The sequence below is a fragment of the Scytonema sp. HK-05 genome, assembly GCF_963872035.1.
In the GTDB taxonomy this organism is placed as follows: domain Bacteria; phylum Cyanobacteriota; class Cyanobacteriia; order Cyanobacteriales; family Nostocaceae; genus Kalymmatonema.
The window spans coordinates 185,225-205,027 of sequence record NZ_CAWMYC010000147.1 but is presented as its reverse complement, the minus strand read 5'-3'; the positions used below and the strand labels follow the sequence as shown (position 1 = coordinate 205,027).

General features: G+C 42.6%; 16 protein-coding genes. 5 read left to right on the top strand and 11 right to left on the bottom strand.

What is annotated here, in order from left to right; genetic code table 11:
• Nucleotides 1–277 precede the first annotated feature (277 nt).
• Complete coding sequence (locus AACT52_RS34205) at nucleotides 278–811, bottom strand: GNAT family N-acetyltransferase (RefSeq protein WP_073628321.1); 534 nt, start codon at nucleotides 809–811, stop codon at nucleotides 278–280.
• A 309-nt stretch (nucleotides 812–1,120) separates the two neighbouring features.
• Between AACT52_RS34205 and AACT52_RS34200 the strand changes: the two genes are divergently transcribed.
• From AACT52_RS34200 to AACT52_RS34185, 4 genes are all read left to right on the top strand, one after another.
• Nucleotides 1,121–2,065: an isopenicillin N synthase family dioxygenase gene (locus AACT52_RS34200; protein WP_073628319.1), complete on the top strand. Its 945-nt coding sequence runs from the start codon at nucleotides 1,121–1,123 to the stop codon at nucleotides 2,063–2,065.
• Between the two features lie 146 nt (nucleotides 2,066–2,211).
• Entirely contained in the window at nucleotides 2,212–3,138 is a 927-nt protein-coding gene (locus tag AACT52_RS34195) for a hypothetical protein (RefSeq protein WP_073628317.1), read from the top strand.
• Between the two features lie 260 nt (nucleotides 3,139–3,398).
• Nucleotides 3,399–4,277, top strand: a complete 879-nt coding sequence (locus AACT52_RS34190) for a hypothetical protein (protein WP_073628315.1) — start codon at nucleotides 3,399–3,401, stop codon at nucleotides 4,275–4,277.
• Nucleotides 4,278–4,378: 101 nt separating this feature from the next.
• The gene (locus tag AACT52_RS34185) at nucleotides 4,379–5,545 is read left to right on the top strand and encodes an NAD(P)/FAD-dependent oxidoreductase (RefSeq protein WP_073628313.1); all 1,167 of its coding nucleotides are present in this window, start codon (nucleotides 4,379–4,381) and stop codon (nucleotides 5,543–5,545) included.
• Between the two features lie 59 nt (nucleotides 5,546–5,604).
• Here AACT52_RS34185 and AACT52_RS34180 read toward each other — a convergent pair whose 3' ends face one another.
• The 3 genes from AACT52_RS34180 to AACT52_RS34170 all read right to left on the bottom strand — a co-directional run bounded on the left by AACT52_RS34180 (nucleotide 5,605) and on the right by AACT52_RS34170 (nucleotide 8,613).
• Nucleotides 5,605–6,015: a hypothetical protein gene (locus AACT52_RS34180; RefSeq protein WP_073628311.1), complete on the bottom strand. Its 411-nt coding sequence runs from the start codon at nucleotides 6,013–6,015 to the stop codon at nucleotides 5,605–5,607.
• Between the two features lie 21 nt (nucleotides 6,016–6,036).
• A complete protein-coding gene (locus tag AACT52_RS34175; RefSeq protein WP_198940840.1) occupies nucleotides 6,037–7,392 on the bottom strand; it encodes a S8 family serine peptidase in 1,356 nt (451 codons plus the stop codon).
• Nucleotides 7,393–7,791: 399 nt separating this feature from the next.
• Nucleotides 7,792–8,613, bottom strand: a complete 822-nt coding sequence (locus tag AACT52_RS34170; RefSeq protein ID WP_073628307.1) for a hypothetical protein — start codon at nucleotides 8,611–8,613, stop codon at nucleotides 7,792–7,794.
• A 1,155-nt stretch (nucleotides 8,614–9,768) separates the two neighbouring features.
• On the opposite strand from AACT52_RS34170, the gene AACT52_RS34165 reads away from it, so the two are divergent.
• Nucleotides 9,769–11,322, top strand: a complete 1,554-nt coding sequence (locus tag AACT52_RS34165) for a hypothetical protein (protein WP_073628306.1) — start codon at nucleotides 9,769–9,771, stop codon at nucleotides 11,320–11,322.
• Between the two features lie 17 nt (nucleotides 11,323–11,339).
• On the opposite strand, the gene AACT52_RS34160 is transcribed toward AACT52_RS34165, so the two are convergent.
• From AACT52_RS34160 to AACT52_RS34130, 7 genes are all read right to left on the bottom strand, one after another.
• Nucleotides 11,340–11,684 (bottom strand): hypothetical protein, encoded by a 345-nt coding sequence (locus tag AACT52_RS34160; protein ID WP_073628304.1) that lies wholly within the window; start codon nucleotides 11,682–11,684, stop codon nucleotides 11,340–11,342.
• A gap of 109 nt (nucleotides 11,685–11,793) precedes the next feature.
• Nucleotides 11,794–13,479, bottom strand: coding sequence for a dihydroxy-acid dehydratase (gene ilvD / locus AACT52_RS34155; RefSeq protein ID WP_073628302.1), 1,686 nt, complete (start codon nucleotides 13,477–13,479; stop codon nucleotides 11,794–11,796).
• A gap of 124 nt (nucleotides 13,480–13,603) precedes the next feature.
• The gene (locus AACT52_RS34150; RefSeq protein WP_073628353.1) at nucleotides 13,604–14,023 is read right to left on the bottom strand and encodes a pentapeptide repeat-containing protein; all 420 of its coding nucleotides are present in this window, start codon (nucleotides 14,021–14,023) and stop codon (nucleotides 13,604–13,606) included.
• A gap of 998 nt (nucleotides 14,024–15,021) precedes the next feature.
• The gene (locus AACT52_RS34145) at nucleotides 15,022–15,939 is read right to left on the bottom strand and encodes a hypothetical protein (protein WP_083630065.1); all 918 of its coding nucleotides are present in this window, start codon (nucleotides 15,937–15,939) and stop codon (nucleotides 15,022–15,024) included.
• Between the two features lie 15 nt (nucleotides 15,940–15,954).
• Entirely contained in the window at nucleotides 15,955–16,776 is an 822-nt protein-coding gene (locus AACT52_RS34140; RefSeq protein ID WP_073628300.1) for a PIG-L deacetylase family protein, read from the bottom strand.
• Nucleotides 16,777–17,146: 370 nt separating this feature from the next.
• The gene (locus AACT52_RS34135) at nucleotides 17,147–17,767 is read right to left on the bottom strand and encodes a TenA family protein (protein WP_073628298.1); all 621 of its coding nucleotides are present in this window, start codon (nucleotides 17,765–17,767) and stop codon (nucleotides 17,147–17,149) included.
• A 559-nt stretch (nucleotides 17,768–18,326) separates the two neighbouring features.
• Entirely contained in the window at nucleotides 18,327–19,382 is a 1,056-nt protein-coding gene (locus tag AACT52_RS34130; RefSeq protein WP_073628296.1) for a hypothetical protein, read from the bottom strand.
• Between the last annotated feature and the right edge of the window lie 421 nt (nucleotides 19,383–19,803).

Sequence of the window (19,803 nt, the reverse complement as noted above, 5' to 3'; positions counted from 1 at the left end):
CAAACCCTCGTTACCAGGTTCAACCTGGTAACGAGATATTAGAGCCTCTGGCTCTGATTGAGAATGGTGAGTAAGCGAGAAAGCAGGCGAGTTTCCCAACAAGCGGGGACTGGCAAACCCGAAGGGTGCAAGATCTGAGCCTTTCACTAGCGGCGATCGCTAGTGAAAAATGAAAGAAACACATTTTCCTTCAATCTTTAAAAGCCTTACTGTACAAGGGTTTGAAAATGTGTTTCTTAGGAGGTAAGCAGTTGGAAAGGTGTAGTTCAATACTCTTCTAATCTTGGCGAAGGTATTGTTCATAGATTTTGATAACTAACTCCATAAATACCCAAGACGGACGAAATTTTTCAGGAATTTCACTTTCAGGATACGGCTCAATCTCCTGAAATCCAAGGCTACGATAAAGCGCCTGTGCTGCTTTTGCAAAAGGGGCGGTATCCAAGCGGATTTTTGAATAGCCTATCTGCTTAGCTTCATGGATAATAGCTTGTAATAAAGACCGACCTATTCCTTTCCTACGAAACTCTGGTCTAACATACATCCTTTTAATCTCGCCTACATCCTCACCAATTTTTCGCAAGCAAGCACAACCTGCTATCTTGGTTTCATATTCTCCTAGCAGCAATCTTCCTTGTGGTGGTGCAAATTGTTGAAGTTTCGCCATATCTTGCTCTAAAATTGCACTGACATCAGAACTGATGCCAAATTCATGGATAATCATCAAGTTAGTCGAACTGAGATTTTCCCAAAACAGTTCTCGTACATGACATCTATGTTCATCTGTCTCTACTTGTTGAATCTTGAGCAAATTTAATTTCTCCGCTAACTATTCCAAATTAAAAATTAGACTGATTATCAAAGTTTATCTTTAGTATTTAAACCACAGATGGACACAGATAAACACAGATGACTTCTCTGTGTCTATTTATATTTATCTGTGGTTTCATTTTCACATTAATTGACTTTTGTAAAAATTTTATTCAATATGTTCATTATTAAATATAGCCTTTTTCAACCGGGTGAAGTACAGTCGTAAGGGCACGGCAATGCCGTGCCCCTACCCGTGTACCTCACTGAAATGAAAAGCGCTATAAGTAACAACCAATAACAAAATAGTATGGTGAAAATTCCAGTCATTGATTTTTCTCTCTTCACCAGCGGCAATGCAACAGCTAGGCAAACCATAATTCAGCAAATTTATCAAGCTTGTCATGAAATTGGATTTATGTACTTAAAAAATACAAGTATCTCTAATGACTTGATTAGACAAGTGCTAAAACAAAGCAAAGACTTTTTTGATTTACCTTTAGCGGTGAAGCAGCAGCTAGCTTGGAGTGATGAATTTAGCAATCAAGGTTACGTTGGGATTGAGAGAGAACGCCTTAACCCTAATAACCCAGGAGACTTGAAAGAGGCGTTTAATATTAGTACAAAGGCAACAGATATAGATGTAACAGATAAATTATCCGCTAAATCCGCTGCCTTAGCTCCTCCTGCAAAAAACCCTGACATTCTCACCTTCTATGAAGCTTGCACACAACTTGCTAACAAGGTGTTGCAAGCGTTTGCCTTAGCTTTAGAATTACCAGCAGATTTTTTTCCTACAAATCATAACCAGCAAAATCATACCTTGCGACTGCTGCATTATCCACCTTTGTCGCAGCCACCTAAACTAAAACAGGTTCGCGCTGGTGAACATTCCGACTATGGTAGCATCACCTTGCTGTTTCAAAATGAAGTTGGGGGATTGGAAGTACGAACAGCGTCAGGTGAGTGGATTGCAGCTTCACCAATTCCTGATACTGTCATAGTCAACACTGGCGATTTAATGGAACGCTGGACAAACCATGTGTTTTGCTCAACAAAGCATCGGGTGATGATTCCTAATGATGATACGGTAAAGCAGTCTAGATATTCTGTAGCATTTTTCTGTCATCCTAATGATGATACAGAAATTGTTTGTCTGGAAAGCTGTCAAAGGGATAAATCACCCATTTATCCGCCTATTCTTGCAGGAGAGTATCTTTTGAGCCGTTTGCAGGCGACATATACTAGAACTTAGGAGTCAGGAGTCAGGAGTCAGAATTAAAAAGCAGCCTGAAAATTACGGAATTGTGGTCATTGCTTTTGTATATTTTCTTAATTACTTAACAAGTCAGTTAAGTGAGCAAGGTAGAGCATCAAGTCAATCATACATAAGAGAATCTTATGAAGCAATATCTGGGATTTGCCAAGCGGTTTTCACTCCTGTTTACTCCATTGGTAGCGACTTCTGTACTCTTCAGCTTACCCAGCCAGGCTGCAACTTTTGCTTTTTCTGACGGAGATTTAAGTTTTACAAATTTTAGTGGAGTTCTTTTCACAGAATTTGATAGTGACAATAATGCTGAAACTGAAGGTATTACCTTGGGGAAGGATGATTTTGTAGAGTTAGAAAATAATCCAGTAGTAGATACAACAAATTTTCCGCAAGAAGTATTTACTGATGTTGTAAGCTCAGTAAGTGGTGAGGGAAGAAATTACACAGGATTCGTAAAAACTGATTCAGAAATTATTGGCAATTTTGATATAGGTGCTGGTCAAACTTTTGCTTTCAACTTCTCCTCTTTTCTAAACTTAGGAACAGAAATAGATGCACCTTCAGCAGAAAATGCCCAAGCTAATGGAGACATTGCTTTCTCTCTCTTCGATACTTCAGATATACCTGAACAAGCTCTTCCAGGCTTTATTGCTAATTTGTTAGATAACCCAAGCAGTATTAACATAAACCCTTTTTCCTTCTTTTCTATTGTTGGGAATGTCACCACGGTTGGTGATGATTTTATTCTCACTCAAAATAGCCAAGATATTAACTTAAGCAATAATTTTAAGGATGTTATTTCTGGAGGAAATCAAGAATTTGCTAACGCTTCTTTTGCGGGTTCTTTCCAACGCTATTTTGATAATCCAGCCAATGTCACTTTAATCGCAACACGGAGAAGTCAAGCGAGAGTAACAGCACCTGAACCTTCAACGAGTTTAGCTTTACTGTTATTTTTGGCATTACTGGCTATAGCCAACAAAGGTAGATTGAGAGAAAATATTTTAGGGCGCTCTTACGAAGTCAAGGTCATCAAGTTAACTGTTGAGGATTGAGTTAAAGGGGATGTACTCAAAACTCAATTTACTCTATTCTGGCTAAAGACGCACTCACCTCAAGATCCTAAGCAAGGAGGGCTAGGAAAAATTCCATGTAAATAGGGCAAAATCATCCTGAGAATTCCGAAAATTAAATAGTGCAGTGTGTAGATTTTGATTATGCCCAACGACTCAGTCAAATTAGCTAGACTGAGCTTGAGACAATTTCTATAATTTGTGTCAAGCTCAATCAGAAACTTACAAAGAGGTTTTTTATAATGCCAACTCCAAGCATAGCTACTTCTGCGCCCTCAGTGTCACCCAGTCAGTCTGTTACTTTTGCCCTGTCTTATGGAGATTTATTCTTAACAAACTTTAGTCAAAAGTTTTCCTCTGTTGATAGCGACAATCAGGCGAATACCTCAGCTTCTGCGGACGGTACTACGGCGACTGTTCACAATGATGCAGTCGTAGAAACCGGCGAGACAGAAGCATTGACTTTTGCTACGAGTTCAGCTTATGGTGAAAATAAAAATTATTTTGGATTTGCAGAAACTCATGCAATTATTGTTGGTAATTTCCTTGTAGCTCCTGGTAACAATTTGTCTTTCAATTTCACGTCGGCTCTAGACTTAGAAACATCGATATATGCTCCACAACAGATAGAGAGTGTTAGTGCAGTTAGAGATATTTCGTTTTCTTTATACGACACATCTGATGTACCTGAAAGAAAGCTCAAAGACTTTCTTACGAATTTATTATCTGACCCGAATAGCATAAAAAAAAGCCGTTTAGTATTCTTTTCTGTTTCCGGAAAATTAAACAGTTCTGGAAAAGATAATTTTTTGAAAAGTCAGAAAAGCGAAAATGTGACGTTCAGCAGTGAATTCAAAGATTCTAATTTTGAAGGAAATCAAAAATTTGCGAGTACTTTGATTCGTGGTTCTGCGAAATACTCTTTTAATAATCAAGCAAATGTCACGTTAATCGCGTTAAGAACGGGTGAAGCGAGAGTAGCAGCACCAGAATCATCACGTAGCTTAACTTTACTATCAACACCAGGCTCACAGGTCGTGCCTACCGAAGGTAGACGTCCAGGTGCTCCATCAAATCGCTATTCAAATAGAAAGGTCATCACGTATACTGTTGGGAAATAGTTGCGATCGCCTAACAATCTCAAAATCAAATTGGTTGGGGTAGCACCAAAGAGGGAAAATATCTTTTGAGCCTCTAAGTAAAGATTAATTAAAGATATTCAATGAAAACCTACGACTGGATTGTTGTTGGTGCTGGGATTACGGGTGCTGCGATCGCCTACGAACTGGCGAAAAAAGGTTGTAAAGTGCTTTTGTTAGAGCAAAATGCAACGCCAGATAACGCGACTCGTTATAGTTATGGTGGTTTAGCCTTTTGGTCTGGTACCACTCCACTCACTCGCCAACTATGCGACGAAGGACGGGCACGTCACCGCATTTTGTCCCAAGAGTTGGACGCCGATACTGAGTTGAGGGAGCTAGACTTATTGTTGACGATTTCCGCCGATGCTGATCCAGAAGCTGTGGCGGCGTCCTACACTCGTTTTGCTATCCCTCCCAAATTACTTAGTATAAAAGAAGCCTGTGAATTGGAACCTCTGTTGAATCAGGAGGCGATCGCAGGTGCTTTAACTGTCAAACATGGTCATATCCACCCCGAAAAAACCACCCAAGCTTATATTGATGCGTTTGTGCGTGCTGGGGGTGAAATGGAGATTACCCAAGTTTTACAAATACTGCAAAAGGCAGTTAAGACAACAAAAGAGATATACTACGGTGCTAACACTGTAGTGTGTGCTGGTGGACTCAGCCGACAGCTACTCAAATCATCTGGCATTTCTATCAAGCTGTATTTCACGCACGCAGAAATGATTGAAACTCCACCTGTGGATGTGCAACTGCGTACCCTAGTTATGCCAGCGAATCTCAAACGGTTCCAATTAGAAGCAGAGTCCACTAAAAATGACCAATTATGGGAACAACCAGGTCTTGAGCTAGTACCACCTATCATAGATACAGGCGCAGTTCAATTTCGAGATGGTAGCTTTCGCTTTGGTCAAGTGAGCCGCGCCAAGAGCGATCCTCACGCTAATGTAAACTCAGAGCAAAGTGAAGCGGCGTTACGAGCAAGCATTAGAAAAAGTTTCCATAAATTAGGCAACTTACCAGGAACTTGGCACCATTGTTTGGTGTCATTTAGTAATGATGCACTCCCCTTGATTGGTCTCATTCCACGCGAAGGCGTTCATGTTTTTTCTGGTTTCAGCAATCCCCTTGTGTTTGTGCCACCTTTAGCACAGCGTTTTGCCAACTGGGTCTTTGGAATGGAAGACGAAATTATTACCAAATTGTCTCCTGTTCGCTTTGAAAATTTCTCAGAGCGTTTATAATAAAAACTAATACCTGAGCTATCTGCTACAGGTACTGGGCAAAACAGGGGTTGCTTTCTTTAGCACTCAAGATTTTGAAGATAGAATCTGTTGGTATCGTTTGCAGGAACAATTTCCTGTTCCTCCACCACAGCTTTAACCGCGTCCGATTCAGCAAGAGCTTCCACACCAGCAGCAGAGATTTCAACAGGAATCGAGCCTAGTGCATCAGGACTATCGGCTAACTGTTTGCCTCCGAAGTCCTGTATGATTTTGTGTATGTAGCCTAGAGCTTGCTTGGCTGAGTTGCGTATCCCTTCCATAGCGGCTTTGCGCTCAATACGCGACTGCCGCGAGTTAATCGGCTTATCAAGATTTTCTAGCTTCAAGAATACTATGATGCAGACCTTCTGCTGAGGCGCTAGATTATTGAGCCGACACGCAAACTCAGAACTGATCTTGTTTTTGCTAATTGTGTTGTTGTGATACATGATGCAATCCCCTGGTTGCCCTCAACTACTAAGAGCACTTAAGGCTTCCAGGGGTTGGAGTAAACCCCAACCCCATCGGTTATCGGGGCGACGACCATTTCCCTGAGGATGTTTTGCCGTTTCCTTCAATACATTAATGATATCTGTTACAGATGCTGTTGGCTTAGCTGCCATTAATAAAGCTGCAACACCTGCAACATGTGGAGTTGCCATAGAAGTGCCATCCATATAGTTGTATTCGTAGGTTCCGTGAGCTGTTTTCGTCGGCGGTATACAGGAGTAAACCTGAGCACCTGGGGCAACAACGTCTGGCTTTGTTACCACACCATTTGGCTCGTCTCCAGGAAACACGAGGCTAGCCCCGCTACTGAAGAATGCGACATCAACCTTGTTGTCTGGCAGTTTTTCTATTGCACCCACACTGAAGGCATTATGAGCGTTACCAGGTGAGCTAGTATTACCGTGGTTTTCATTGCCGATCGCTACTACAGGTAAAATACCATACTGCTTCACCAGTATGTCAAGTACCTCAGCAAACAATGGTTCGTAATAACTCAAACCGAGGGACATATTAATAATATCTGCCCCTCTTTCGATCGCCCAAGAAATACCTTCCAACAAGGTTCGCAAGGTCGTATCTCCGATCAGCACGCCAGCAACGAGCAAATTAGTTTGCGGCGCAACGCCAATAGAGAGACCTTTTGGAGTCTTACCTCCAGCGATTGTCCCACAAACATGAGTACCGTGCTGTCCGCTGTCAAAAGCTGGATCGGCTTTAATCCGCCTACCAAGGGGATCAATGACCACAAATTCTTTGACTCGTTTTTCAAGTGCTGGATGGGCAGCAAACACGCCTGTATCTAGCACCGCCACATTGATGTTCTCACCCGTGGTTGTCTCCCATAATTTAGGAATCTCAAGCTGTTTCAAACCCCAGGTAACGTTGTCTTTGTTTTCCTCAGCAAATAGCTCAGAATACTCAGTTTTTCGAGGTTGGATCAAATGAATTTTTTGATTGGGCAAAATAGCAACGATATTCGGTTGTTCCACCAAGGCTTCTAGGGTCTTGGGAGTCACTTCAACCGTCGCCATTGGCAATGCGCCAGAACCGATGGTAGAAACTGCTAAAGGTTCATCATCATATCCAAGGTCGTGACTAGCTTCGTGATAATCCTCAAAAATTTCTGCAGCTACTTTGATCGCCGCCTGCTGTTGAACCTGAAACATCCTCCTTTGTAGTTCGCGCAGACGACCCCGTGGCGGCAAACCTTCAAAGGGCGGTGCTTTGTAGATCACAATTGCATCCCGTTTGTCATCCTGCCCCATCTCGGCAAGAAACGGCTCGAAAGCTGGCGATATCTTGTTGTCTGGATTCATTGCGATCTACCTCTTTCTCAATTTAGTTTCGTCGGCTGGGTTTTTGACTATAGTGCCATTGCGGAATTTTTACTCTACCTATGTATTTATTTTTTCAGGCTAATCTTCCCGGCTCAGGTATCCTGGCAGGGGAAGATGCCCAAGCTGTTTGCTGGGCGAGCAATTCCGGTGCCAATAAGTCACTATAGAACTGGACGAAATTTTCGCCCATGTGTCTCCTACCTGCTTTTAAAAATAGCAAAATTTTAAATAATGTGAACTTTTAATAATTTTTAAATTTTTCCATTAAAAATATGTTATTCCCCTTGCTTATATTTTTTCATCAATTAAAGAAAAAATGAGTGTACAAATATACTTTACCTTACTTAAGTAAAGGTGTACTAAAGACGTTATAAACTTTCAAAGTGATTGAGTATTATTTAAATCTACCCCCAACTCCGCATACTGCTTAAACGATACTTCCACATCTATTTTTTCTGACACATCAATTTTTTCTGAAGCCAAAATCGCTGCTGCTTCTTGTAAAAGTTGATTCTGTTCTTTTTGAATTTCCTCCAGCCGAGTAGAAATTTCTACCAATCTTTGCTGCTTATCGTTGTGAATTTGTGGAGAAACTACAGGCAGTAAAGTTGGGATATTATCACTTATTTTTGTATCAGTAAGTTGTTTAACAGCCAAGGTACTCACGTTGGTAAATAATAAAAAGCTAATCTTCACAAAAGCTTGAAGTAATTTGAAAGGAACTTGCAAAAGTGACAAACTAGCTGACTCAATTATACGACCAATTGCCTTGATCAGACTCCAAACGATAGCAAGAGCAAAAACCAGAATCACTAAACTGATGATTGGATGGTTAACCGCCCAACCAAGAATTTGAACTAGCCGCATAAGTGTAGGGTGTTGCTCAAACCAATCAACCACCGAAGAAGAAATTGCTGTTTGAACTGCCGCCGATGTTGTACTCTTTACCTGCTCAGCAGATTGCAATGTTTCTTGTAAAGAAGCTTTAGCTTGCCCAAAATTTGTCGTAACTGTATCCACAGCCTGACTAGTGGCTTGAGTTGCTGTTTGCTTCCAAGACTCCCCAAAAGCTTTTGCTGATTGAGTTAGAGAGTGAACGCTGTGGTTAACCAAATCTTTAGTTTGCTGAAAATGTTGAAAAACTTTTTCAGATAGATTTATATTTTTATCTAAATAAGAAATTTCGGCTGGAGATGCCATAAAGTATTTCACCACGGATAGTGAAAAGCGAGATGATTAAGTTCAATGTAAGCAAAAATTTTTAAAGTAGATTGTAAATTTTTGCCAATAAAAGTTCTATCCCTAGATGGAAGTGCATAAACAATGGCTCTCTTTGCACTGATAGGGTTGTTGTGACAGGCTTGTTAAATTATTCTGTACTTGAAACAGTTGGTGCAGTATATCTTCAAACAGAGTCAATAACCTGTGTTACTCGCAATTCCACAGGTCATCCTTTAGTTAGCAGGCATGATCATTCTTAGGTTAGAAGAACCGGGTTCTTACCTAGTGTTACAAATAAAACAAGGTTTAGTTAAAATAGTAAAAGTCTGTAATTCTACTATTTTTATACCCAACTTAAGGGTTTTCTCGAGGGTACATCTACTTTTTTTACGTCCAAAAAAAATCTAAAACCCTAGTTTGTCGCCGGAGTCGTATGCTTAAATACAACAATTACAACTGCTAATCAGCAATTTCAACGTCAAATCCACCAAAGTTAAGCATATTCTGGCAATTTTTGCAAACTTCTAGGATTGTACCTTCGTTTAATATGAAAAGTGCGTTTCCTCTGACATAATAACGACGATTATTTCATCCTGTCAAGATTTCACAACTTAATTCTGACTCAGCATTTTTTCTTAGAAACATCAAATCTCAAAAAAGCGTCTCACATTCCAACGGTTAACGCCGTAACGCTATTGAGTCATCTACCATCACAAGTCTCATGAAAGTCAAAATTCGTTTGCTGAGCGCATTCACTCTCTCCGTGTCTGCGTTTACTGCCATACCTAATCAAGGGAATCGTCAAAGTATCCAGAGGTATCTGGAATCCTTCATTTCACTGGTGAAGCAAATAAAGGTACCACTATCACGTAGAAGGTATCTGTTCGACCAATCACGTACGGTCGTCGTTTTATACGATCCTGTCAGAGAAGGAAAACTTAAAAGTACACCAATCACGACTAACATCTATTCGCCTCAGAACTTAAGTTCCTCGACTGTCTCTCAGGCTGAATTTCTTCGAGAGAGAGTCTTTCAAAAGCCAATTATAAACTCAAAAAACTATTTTGACTAATATTTTTCATTTTCAATTGATTTGTTTCCAACTGCTTACACCCTTGTTTACTGGAGGTCATTTTGTTTAAGTCCCGTATCACAAAAACCCTAATTGCCTTCTCATCCTATGCTGCGGCAGTAGTGAGTGCGCCTCAGCAGGCTTTTGCTCAGCTCAGTATTGGGCGTTATGGTGTCCAACCAGGACTGGAGTCAAATTATCTCCAGTACCAGATGTCAGGACGTTCTTTGAGTCAAATGCGAGTCATTCCTGGATGTGGTGTGGGAGATGGTGCTGGCTGTAACAAAACTGCAACAGTACTCCAGCAATTAGTTGAGTCCAACGGCGGACCTACCTACCAACAGCTGCTGATACGAGCGGCTGGTGGGGAACAAAACTTCCGCAATTTCGCTTCTTTCTACGGAAACAATCCCAATCTGTCTCTGGTGCCGTACGCCTCCTTCTGGCAACACGACAACCCTTATATGGTGGATGGATATCGGTATCTTCTTGGGCAAACAGTGAGTCGGACACCCCAAGCAGGTTTAGGACAGGTTACTAAGAACTTTTACTGGGCACCAGAGGGTTCTGGAAACTCACTTGATCCCCGTAGTGGCTTGTTGAACTTGAAATACTCCTATGGGCGTTTACTGTTAGAAGAAGCCGCAAAAATCCCTAACCTCAAGCAGCAGATTCAGTCTCAGGATTTGCCAGCAGACGTCAAGCAGTTTTATGCAAGTAACGCCTCTCAAGGGTTGCGTGCGTTGAATAGTGGCAATGAGAGTCAACTTGAAGGGAAGCTCCTCGAAGTACTCTCCAAGCCATTCTCCCCAGATGGAGCGGAGTACAACCGTCCAAATGCTGGCATTCCTCCGGAGTTTGACGACATCATCGGGCAAGGTCTTCCAGGAGATGTCTTTGTGGCGGCAGTTCCTCCAGTATTGCCCGAGGGAGAAGTGATCACCGAGGACATTGCTCCCGTCGGTCCTGTAGGAGACGTCGTGGCACCACAAGGCGGAGGTGGTGGGTTCCCATTCTGGGTCCTCGGCGGTATTCCCTTACTTGCTCTACCTTTTCTTTTTGGCGGTGGAGGTGGAGATGATTCCCCAGATAGGGTAGCCGTAGCACCGCCACCACCCGCAGGCGAGACTCCACCACCCGTAGGTGAGCAACCACCTGGTGGAGGCGTGACTCCCCCACCTGTAGGTGAGCAGCCGCCCGGAGGCAGTGTGACTCCTCCTGGTGGTGTGACTCCTCCAGGAGGCGGTGTGACTCCTCCAGGAGGTGGTGTGACTCCTCCAGGAGGCGGTGTGACTCCTCCTGGTGGCGGTGTGACTCCTCCTGGTGGCGGTGTAACTCCTCCTGGTGGCGGTGTGACTCCTCCTGGAGGTGGTGTGACTCCTCCTGGTGGCGGTGTGACTCCTCCTGGTGGCGGTGTGACTCCTCCTGGAGGTGGTGTGACTCCTCCTGGAGGTGGTGTGACTCCTCCAGGTGGCGGTGTGACTCCTCCAGGAGGTGGTGTGCAGCCGATACCCGAGCCATCGACGTTAACGCCGCTTTTGTTGTGGACGATGATAATGTCTATGCTCGGTTACAGAAGGTGGCGCAAGCAGGGGTGTAAGGGTGTAAGGGTATAAAGGATATTTTCAATTCTTTATAAGGATGCTCCCGGTGAAAACCCCAACGCCAGTCCCACCAGGTGGGGAGACCATGAAAGCCAGTCGCCTGGGTCAGGAAACCCTGCTGCATAGCGCTGGCTCACCACGCGGTTGGTTCCTCCGTGGCAACCTTTAGCCATTGGTGTCAACTTAAGCCAAAAGTCATTATTGACAAGCATTTGAATATTTTTGATGTAACATCTAGATTTTCGATCCCCCCTTAACTCGACTTTATCCATTTTTTTGGCAACGCGATCGCTATCACTGAAACCATTGTGGGACGGTAGTTTTACTTTTTGAACTTCATCGATAATTTGTGAGGTAGAAAAAGTATTTGCCAAAAAGCTAGGCTTTTGCCGAATAAATAAAACCGAGTTCTTAATTTTGGATAAAGTCGAGAATCCCCCCTTAAAAAGGGGGGAAATAAAATTAGATCCCTTACACCCTGCCTTAAAACAAATTTAAATCCGTGACTGCACCAAGACTGCTGGAAGATACCAATTTGGTATATTTTGCCAGCACACCCGTGGTATAACGGGGTGGACGTGGCTGCCAATTGGCACGACGACTCGCTAACTCTTCATCAGATATATCTAAATGCAGTGAACGAGCATGGGCATCAATGGTGATGGTATCGCCTTCTTCGACTAGGGCGATCGCACCCCCAACTGCTGCTTCTGGTGCAACGTGACCTACTACCATGCCGTAAGTACCGCCTGAAAAGCGCCCATCGGTAATGAGTCCCACAGAATCACCCAAACCAGCACCAATAATTGCCGAGGTGGGAGCCAGCATTTCCCGCATACCAGGACCACCCTTGGGTCCTTCATAGCGGATGACGATGACATCCCCTGGGTTAATTTTCTTTGCCAGAATCGCATCCAAGCAAGCTTCCTCAGATTCAAAAACCCGTGCTGGTCCAGTAATTTTGGGTATTTTTATCCCAGTAATTTTAGCGACAGCCCCTTCAATCGCCAAGTTACCTCTAAGGATGGCTAAGTGTCCTTGTTGATACAGCGGGTTATTCCAAGGACGAATCACATCTTGATTTGCTGATGGTTCTTCTGGGACATCAGCTAACACTTCGGCTACTGTTTGCCCGGTGATGGTTAGGCAGTCTTCGTGTAATAAATTATGTACCAGTAGCATTTTCATGACTTGAGGAATGCCGCCAGCTTTGTGCAAGTCTGTGGCTACATACCGTCCACTAGGTTTTAAATCGCACAAAACGGGAACGCGGGCGCGGATGGTTTCAAAGTCGTTCAGGATAAGTTCTATACCAGATGTGTGGGCGATCGCCAGTAGATGCAGCACTGCATTTGTCGAACCACCCACCGCCATGATCACAGAAATAGCATTTTCTAGGGATTTACGAGTTATAATCTGGCTGGGTAAGATTTGCTTACGAATGGCTTCCACCAAGAACAAGGCAGATTTTTCAGTACTTTCCGCTTTTTCTTCATCTTCTGCTGCCATTGTCGACGAATAAGGTAAACTCATTCCCATTGCTTCAATAGCACTAGACATCGTGTTTGCTGTGTACATCCCACCGCAGGAACCAGCGCCTGGACAAGCATGACGCTCGACTTCTAGAAGTTCATTTTCGTCAATTTTCCCAGCACTGTATTGACCGACAGCTTCAAAAGAACTGACAACAGTTAAGTCGCGTCCGTTGTAGTTTCCGGGTTTAATTGTACCCCCGTAAACAAAGATGGCGGGGATGTTCATGCGAGCAATGGCAATCAACGCCCCTGGCATATTCTTATCACAACCGCCAATGGCAAGAACACCGTCCATACTTTGCCCATTGCAGGCGGTTTCTATTGAGTCAGCAATGACTTCGCGCGATACCAAGGAATACTTCATCCCTTCGGTTCCCATCGAAATGCCGTCGCTGATGGTAATTGTGCCGAACATTTGCGGCATTGCCCCAGCATTTCTGATGCCAATTTCTGCTCTTTGCGCCAGTTTATTGATCCCCATATTGCAGGGGGTAATAGTACTGTAACCATTGGCAATACCAACAATGGCTTTGGTGAAATCCTCATCTTTAAAACCAACAGCACGCAGCATTGCCCGGTTAGGCGATCGCTGCACTCCTTGCGTTACAACTTTGCTTCTTAAATTCTCTGACATTTTGATAATTTCCTTGTGCCGTCATCTTTCTCTTGGCACATTTGCTAGGAGTGATTATCTCAAAATACCAGATACTCTACAGCTCATTTTCACGTTTTGGCACAAAGAGTGCAGCGAGCGATCGCTAACCGTTGATTGTACCATCTGGCATAATTGCACCCTGCAACAGAGTACCCATCATGTATGCCCCATACAGATTAGCTCCCTGTAGATTTGCAGCGGTAAAATCTGCGTCTATCAAGTCTGCCATTTTCAGATTTGCCCCATCAAGGATGGCTCCTGTGAGCTTTGCCTCAAAAAGATTTGCCCCACTAAGATTGGCTCCTGTGAGGTTAGCTCCCGTCAGGTTAGCTCTCACTAAAGATGCTTCTGTCAAGTCAACCCCGACTAAATTTGCTTTACTCAAATCAACTTCACTCAGGGAAGCTCCTTTTAAAGTTGCTCCGCTGAGATTGACTCCATTTAGGTAACTACCTATAAGATTTACGCCCTTGAAGTTTCTTTCTCCTGCCTGATAGCGTTTCAAAAAATCATCTACGTTCATTGCACTAGTTAACAACACCTCTTGCATGCAGTGTGCCTCAAAGAACAGACTTTGATAAGTTGATTGTGTTACCATCTCACGTTATGAGAAATTATGTCATTATCTATAAATAAATTATCATTATGGTTATATAAACTAAGTCATTGGTGAACAACTGATAAATGATAGTTTGTTAGGACGTAAGCACTACCACAAACTCAAGTTGTATCTTGGCTACTTTCCACGCATAATTGTTTGTCAAGTTTTTTACTGAATGAGGATAGTTGTCTTATAGTCGAGTCCTGACTCATTGCTCGGCACTCATTACTCAGCACTGTTTAGAAGAAGGCTTTGAGAAATAGTTGGTAGTGATAACCAAAACTCATTTTCTTAACCCGTAATTGGCTTACGGGCAAGCGACAAGATTAATTTCAATACGGTTCGGTTAGCTTGTTTATCTCAAGGGAGATCCCCCCAACCCACGCCACTTGCGGGATTGTCGGCAGAGCCGGACGCCAGTTCCCGCTTGTCGGGAAACCCCAACGGGAGAGCCAGTCGCCTGCTGTCGGGAAACAAGGACTGCATAGCGCTGGTCTCACCTCCTGCTTTCCCTGGCTCCCCAACGCAGTGGCTCCCCTTAAATCAGTTATCAGTTATCAGTTATCAGTTGTCAGTTGACAATTAACAATTAACAGTTCACTGTCCACTATCCACTATCCACTGTCCACTGTTCACTGTTCACTGTTTACTGTTCACTGTTAAAAAAGGGGGGCTATTTTACCCATTTACCCCCTTTCTCAGAGTGCCGCAGGCGGGGGGATCTTATCCGAACCGTATTGAGATTAATTTCACTCATATGTCAATGAATCAGTCATAATTTTTCATTTGAAATTCTCTACAATATTTTGCTTCAGCAGTTCCTGCAATAGCTTTAGCAAATTTTATGGGCAGATTTCAACAAGACCTTGCTGTTATTCCTGTTTTTTAATAAACATTGTTTTATATATTTATTGACTTGATTATGAATCCTTATCTTGATATGTATCTTGATAGTAAAAAGGAAAATCTTTCAACGTAGTAACTCGCAGGCGGATTAAGGCATAGAAATGTCTGACGTATTTCCTGATTCTACTAGTGACTTTTTCAAAGAGCGATCGCTGCTGGAATGCCTTCTGTTTGTAATTCTCGAAATAGAGTTGTCGAGTCGCGGGATCAATCTGTCCCTTTCTAATTCTGATGGCATCAATTTTGTCGTTGAAAAATTCAATTTTTGGCATTTCATCAAGCTGAACCGGAAATTCTGTGGCAGCAGCAGCTAGTCCCATTACACTCCCTTCGCTATCATAGACCCCATTTAACTCAAAGTAATTGCCAATTTTTTCCCACAGTTCCAAAAACTTCATTTCCTTGCCAGAGTCTTTGGCAACGGCAAACATAAACTCGCTGACAAAATTCACTTTCTCTAAGTCCAAGTTAAATTTTTGAGCAATTGTTTTAGCCAGTTTTACACGTTTGATACGGTCGGGTCTTCCTGTCAGTGGTTGATAATGTTGCAGAATTTTTGCACAACTGCGGGCTGAGATACCAGGTTCCCACTGCACTGGCATCACGTCTTTTAAAATTCGCATATCAGCATCAACAAAAACACAAGCATCGTAAAGAGATAGAGCTTTGACAATAACGTAGCGTTTATCGTGGTAACACGCTACGCTCTGCTGATAGTGTTTAAAGACCTGTACATTAGAATATTGATTAAAGTCTTGTGGTTGGTCTGTGAGGATAACCAGAGGATTGTCAGAAAACTGTTTTAAATCTGCTGCTAAATCCTTTGCTAAGGCACGATATTTTGCACCTATAGCTAGGGTACAGAAACAAAAATTTTGCGTTCCCTGGTCACTCTCTTGATTTGGCTTATAAATAGTTTCAGTAGAAATCATTATATTTTTATCTTGCTACGGTGTTTTGAAAAAAACCTCATGAGGTAAGAAAAACCGCCAAAGGAAACCAGCTGGCAGCACTACGTCAGTGGATTCAGCATCTATAGGTAAATATTGGGAACGATAAGTTTTAATTGCCTGATTCTTCTTGGATTGCACCTTGTGTATAGCTAATTGATATGCTCCTGCCAATTCCTCAAGCTTGAGATCGCGAAACAGCAAAGAATCCCAAAGCAACCAGATAGCATACTGCCACAAATCTACCTTTACTCCTGCTTTGGCGATCGCCGCAGTCACAAGTTGATAAGTCGTCTCATGGTCTTTACTGCGGTCTTTATTGTGAGTGACGTAGACCTCTTGCGGCTGGAAGTCATGCAGCAATTGTGCCATTTCTTCAAGAGTTTGTTGTTGCTCAACTTCCGTCATCTTATGCAGTGCGCCATCCCATTTATTGAGAAAGTGAACATCTTTTGACTCAACGCCTAAGATGTTCAAAGCTGTCAGTGCTTCTTGTTTGCGAATTTGAACAATTTCCTCACGGCTAATCTTGGGATTACCTTTATGAGAACCCCCTCCATCCGTGACAAAAACAACCTTAACAGGCACATTTTGTTCTCGTTTGAGTGCAATAATTCCACCACAGCCCAGCGCTTCATCATCTTGATGAGGAGCAAACACAAGCGCCGATTTCTGGCTCAAATCTAACGGTTTACTGCCTGCATACAAAAGCCAATAAAACTGTAGTTTAATCCGAAGCTCTCGCAATCTGTAATTAAACAACCACCATTTGTTATGCAGACCGATCCTTAAGCGACGAATAAGATAATTCGCGTTCATAATGCAACGATATGCTTGAAAAGCTCTATCTGATATTACAGCACTTTTTTATTTTCTGAAAAATGATAAATATTGTCAGCTTTTTCTTTACTTAAGCTTCTACAATCGATATTTTTTTTAGTGATTTTACGAAGATATACTGATTTTTTAAATTTCAGTTAAGATACATCAAAAAAAATTGATTTATTTAAGTATCATAACAATATAACAATTAATCGTCATATTGTTATGATATTGATTGAGTCAACCTAACTTGATTTTGCTACCAAGAACAAAAATTTTTTCGTAAAGATTTCGCTGGTAGTGCTTGGAATCGGTAGCCACTTGTACCCTAGTTTTTCCAGAATAAGGTGTGGTGGGGTTCTGCTTATCAAGATTCCCATGCAGCCTGAAAAAAGTCTCGCTCACAGAGCATGGCATAGCGATAGGTTGAGTGTACCAACGCCGTGCTGCTAGCGTAACGGTCAACCAAATCTTCTAATTGTTGCGTTAGTGGTTGAAAATCTGCGCCACTGTAAGTCCGAATCCAATCCGCATACTGATGATTGGGAATGCCATTTCGAGCCAACTGTTCTCCTAAAAATGCATATAGACGCATACAAGGGGACATCGCCGCAGCAGTTAAACCCACATCTCCACTCCAAGCAGTTGCCAACAAAAAGTCGGTATAACGATGGGTTGTTACTCCAGGTTCTACAGAATGCAAACTGACTCCCCACTTTGCTGCATAACCTTCATGTAGCTTCAGTTCTTGTAAAACTCCATCAACCAAGGAGTGAAAGGTCGTAAATACCGGGAAATCTGGTGCTTTCGCTGCAGCTATGCTGTAAGCACGGGCAAAGGCTTCCAAGAAAAAAGCATCTTGCCCAACATAATAGGCAAATTTTTGCTGTTTGAGAGTACCGTCACCTATACCTTGGACAAAAGGATGCTCAAGACAAGCCTGGGCTATATCTTGATTTGCTTCCCATAATTCCTTCGAGATAGCCATGAGTTGTGAGTTGTTAATTGTCAATAAAATACCACTATTCACTAAGCTGCGTTTTTTTGGTGAAAAGAACGATTTTATTTCTGTAACTCTTTCACGACAAGGTTTTCAGGCTGTGCATGGCGGCAAAATGTGACTTCGCTACTTTTACACCCACATAAAAATACCGCAAGAAAAGCTCTCCAAGCTTAACTTCCGTTGTTGCAAATCAGGTAACTATACACATAATAACAATTATGTCAATGCGTAAAACCTAACATTTTGTCACCACACCCCCACAACCCTTCCCACTGCGTTAGATTTCGTCATTCTTCATCCCGAATTTTGATTTTCTTATCAATGAAAAACCCTCACTCCCGACGAAAGAATGAGGGTTTAAACCATGATGTGTGAGTTTTTTCTATCAGTGACTGGACTTTCCAAGTGGAATGTTTTTCTTTCGGTTCAGCTTATGACGCAACGTCCGCTTATTCCAGAAGCCTCTCCAGCTTAGGCGCGTTTTTTTATTTGTCAATCCCTAAAATCTGTTAAGACTGGCTGTCAAGTCTAGTAATTGTTTTGATTACTGTTGTGGCTTTGGTTTTGGCTTTGGCATCTCAAGCGGCTTGCCCTTAAAGTCCCCTTTGGGCTTGCCCTTAAACGTTAGCTCAGCGCTGCCGCCTGAGGCAGTTGGTTTACCTCTTGGTGCTTTAAAGTCTTTGCCAGCAGCCTTAAGAGCTGCTCTCTTTTGTGCCATCACCGTAGCTTTATCATCCTTGCTCGCCTTCAGGAACTTTGGTGGCAACTCCCGTGGCAATTCTAGTAATGAGTCAAATTCAAAAGCGTCCCGGTGCGGCACAAACTTTGCTTTAATCTGTACGAATACCGGGCGTCCTTGTTCTTCTTTTGGTGCTTTGGGATTGAACCGGAACGGTGGCACGAGTGCGTCTCTCCAGAACAAAGGTAAATGACTCGCTTTCATGAATTTTACTTTTCTTGCTGGTTCCGACTGTTTAATATAATCCAGCCGTTCTTTAGTAAAATTCTTAAACACAGAGATACACGGTGTCCGGCAGACAGGAATAAACTGCCACAGCCCGCAAAGTTTAAACTCCATGTCCTGAAGTTGTTGTGAAATTACCTCGGAGTGGCGTCCTTTGTCAAAACCAACCGCTTGAAAGCCAATGCTGGGCGGCTGATCTCGTCCGGGGAAATGAGTAAACTTGGGGTAAACAACCAAGCGTTGGGTAGATTCGCCAGTCGCCTCTATCTCTTTCTTGAGCGCATCATATGCTCTCTGTTTGCGTGGAGCATAGAACAGTGGATATTCTTTGTTGCCAATGGTGATAGTGCTTCTCTCCTTATCCCCCTCTGTTATGAAATTTACCTTGCCAGTAATTATCCCAACTGCTTGAAATAATGCATCAGAAGAAGAAGTAGTATCTGGCTGACTTTCAGTAGAATTCTGCTCTTGGAGTGCAGGTTCCGACTGTTCTTTTGAGGACACTACTCCATCTTTTTCCAAGTTACTGACTTGGTTTTGTGTATTATCATCCACTTGTTCTGGCTTAGGTGTTGCTGATTCTAAAGGAACAGCAGTTTTGGTAGGCTTGTTGTTGATAGGTTCTGTAGAAGCCATAATTATTATTTTTTAAAAGTGAGCGCGAATATACGCCGCTCACTTCATAATATAAAGCCTTGGCTGTCAGTGGGGTTTGTAAGTGGGGTTATGCTGAAAAATACGCGGCGTACCCCCACTTATCAGTCCAGATGAAATTTACTCCAAGTGCTGCTGCACATTGCTCGCCTCACCGGAGGTGAGTTAATCATCCAAAATTTTTTTTGCGTTAGAAAACCCTGGTTTCTCGGGTGAAATCAGGGTTTTGAGCCTACCTCTAAAGTTTTGGTTATAGGGGACGTGAGGCCGAACCGCTAACTATCTTGATAAAGTTGCCAGTGGTTCGGCTGTCAGTTGGGATTATCTTGGAACGCTTTCAGTTTAAGCGCGTTTTTTTATTTGTCAACTGATACATTCTTGGCATGAAGCGATTACTTTTATA

Excerpts from the sequence above, each read along its gene's own strand:
- AACT52_RS34190 (WP_073628315.1), top strand. The coding sequence starts at position 3,399 with ATGCCAACTCCAAGCATAGCTACTTCTGCGCCCTCAGTGTCACCCAGT.
- AACT52_RS34140 (WP_073628300.1), bottom strand. The coding sequence starts at position 16,776 with ATGAACGCGAATTATCTTATTCGTCGCTTAAGGATCGGTCTGCATAAC.
- ilvD (WP_073628302.1), bottom strand. The coding sequence starts at position 13,479 with ATGTCAGAGAATTTAAGAAGCAAAGTTGTAACGCAAGGAGTGCAGCGA.
- AACT52_RS34170 (WP_073628307.1), bottom strand. The coding sequence starts at position 8,613 with ATGGCATCTCCAGCCGAAATTTCTTATTTAGATAAAAATATAAATCTA.
- AACT52_RS34150 (WP_073628353.1), bottom strand. The coding sequence starts at position 14,023 with ATGAACGTAGATGATTTTTTGAAACGCTATCAGGCAGGAGAAAGAAAC.
- AACT52_RS34185 (WP_073628313.1), top strand. The coding sequence starts at position 4,379 with ATGAAAACCTACGACTGGATTGTTGTTGGTGCTGGGATTACGGGTGCT.
- AACT52_RS34175 (WP_198940840.1), bottom strand. The coding sequence starts at position 7,392 with ATGAATCCAGACAACAAGATATCGCCAGCTTTCGAGCCGTTTCTTGCC.
- AACT52_RS34130 (WP_073628296.1), bottom strand. The coding sequence starts at position 19,382 with ATGGCTTCTACAGAACCTATCAACAACAAGCCTACCAAAACTGCTGTT.
- AACT52_RS34200 (WP_073628319.1), top strand. The coding sequence starts at position 1,121 with ATGGTGAAAATTCCAGTCATTGATTTTTCTCTCTTCACCAGCGGCAAT.
- AACT52_RS34180 (WP_073628311.1), bottom strand. The coding sequence starts at position 6,015 with ATGTATCACAACAACACAATTAGCAAAAACAAGATCAGTTCTGAGTTT.
- AACT52_RS34135 (WP_073628298.1), bottom strand. The coding sequence starts at position 17,767 with ATGGCTATCTCGAAGGAATTATGGGAAGCAAATCAAGATATAGCCCAG.
- AACT52_RS34195 (WP_073628317.1), top strand. The coding sequence starts at position 2,212 with ATGAAGCAATATCTGGGATTTGCCAAGCGGTTTTCACTCCTGTTTACT.
- AACT52_RS34145 (WP_083630065.1), bottom strand. The coding sequence starts at position 15,939 with ATGATTTCTACTGAAACTATTTATAAGCCAAATCAAGAGAGTGACCAG.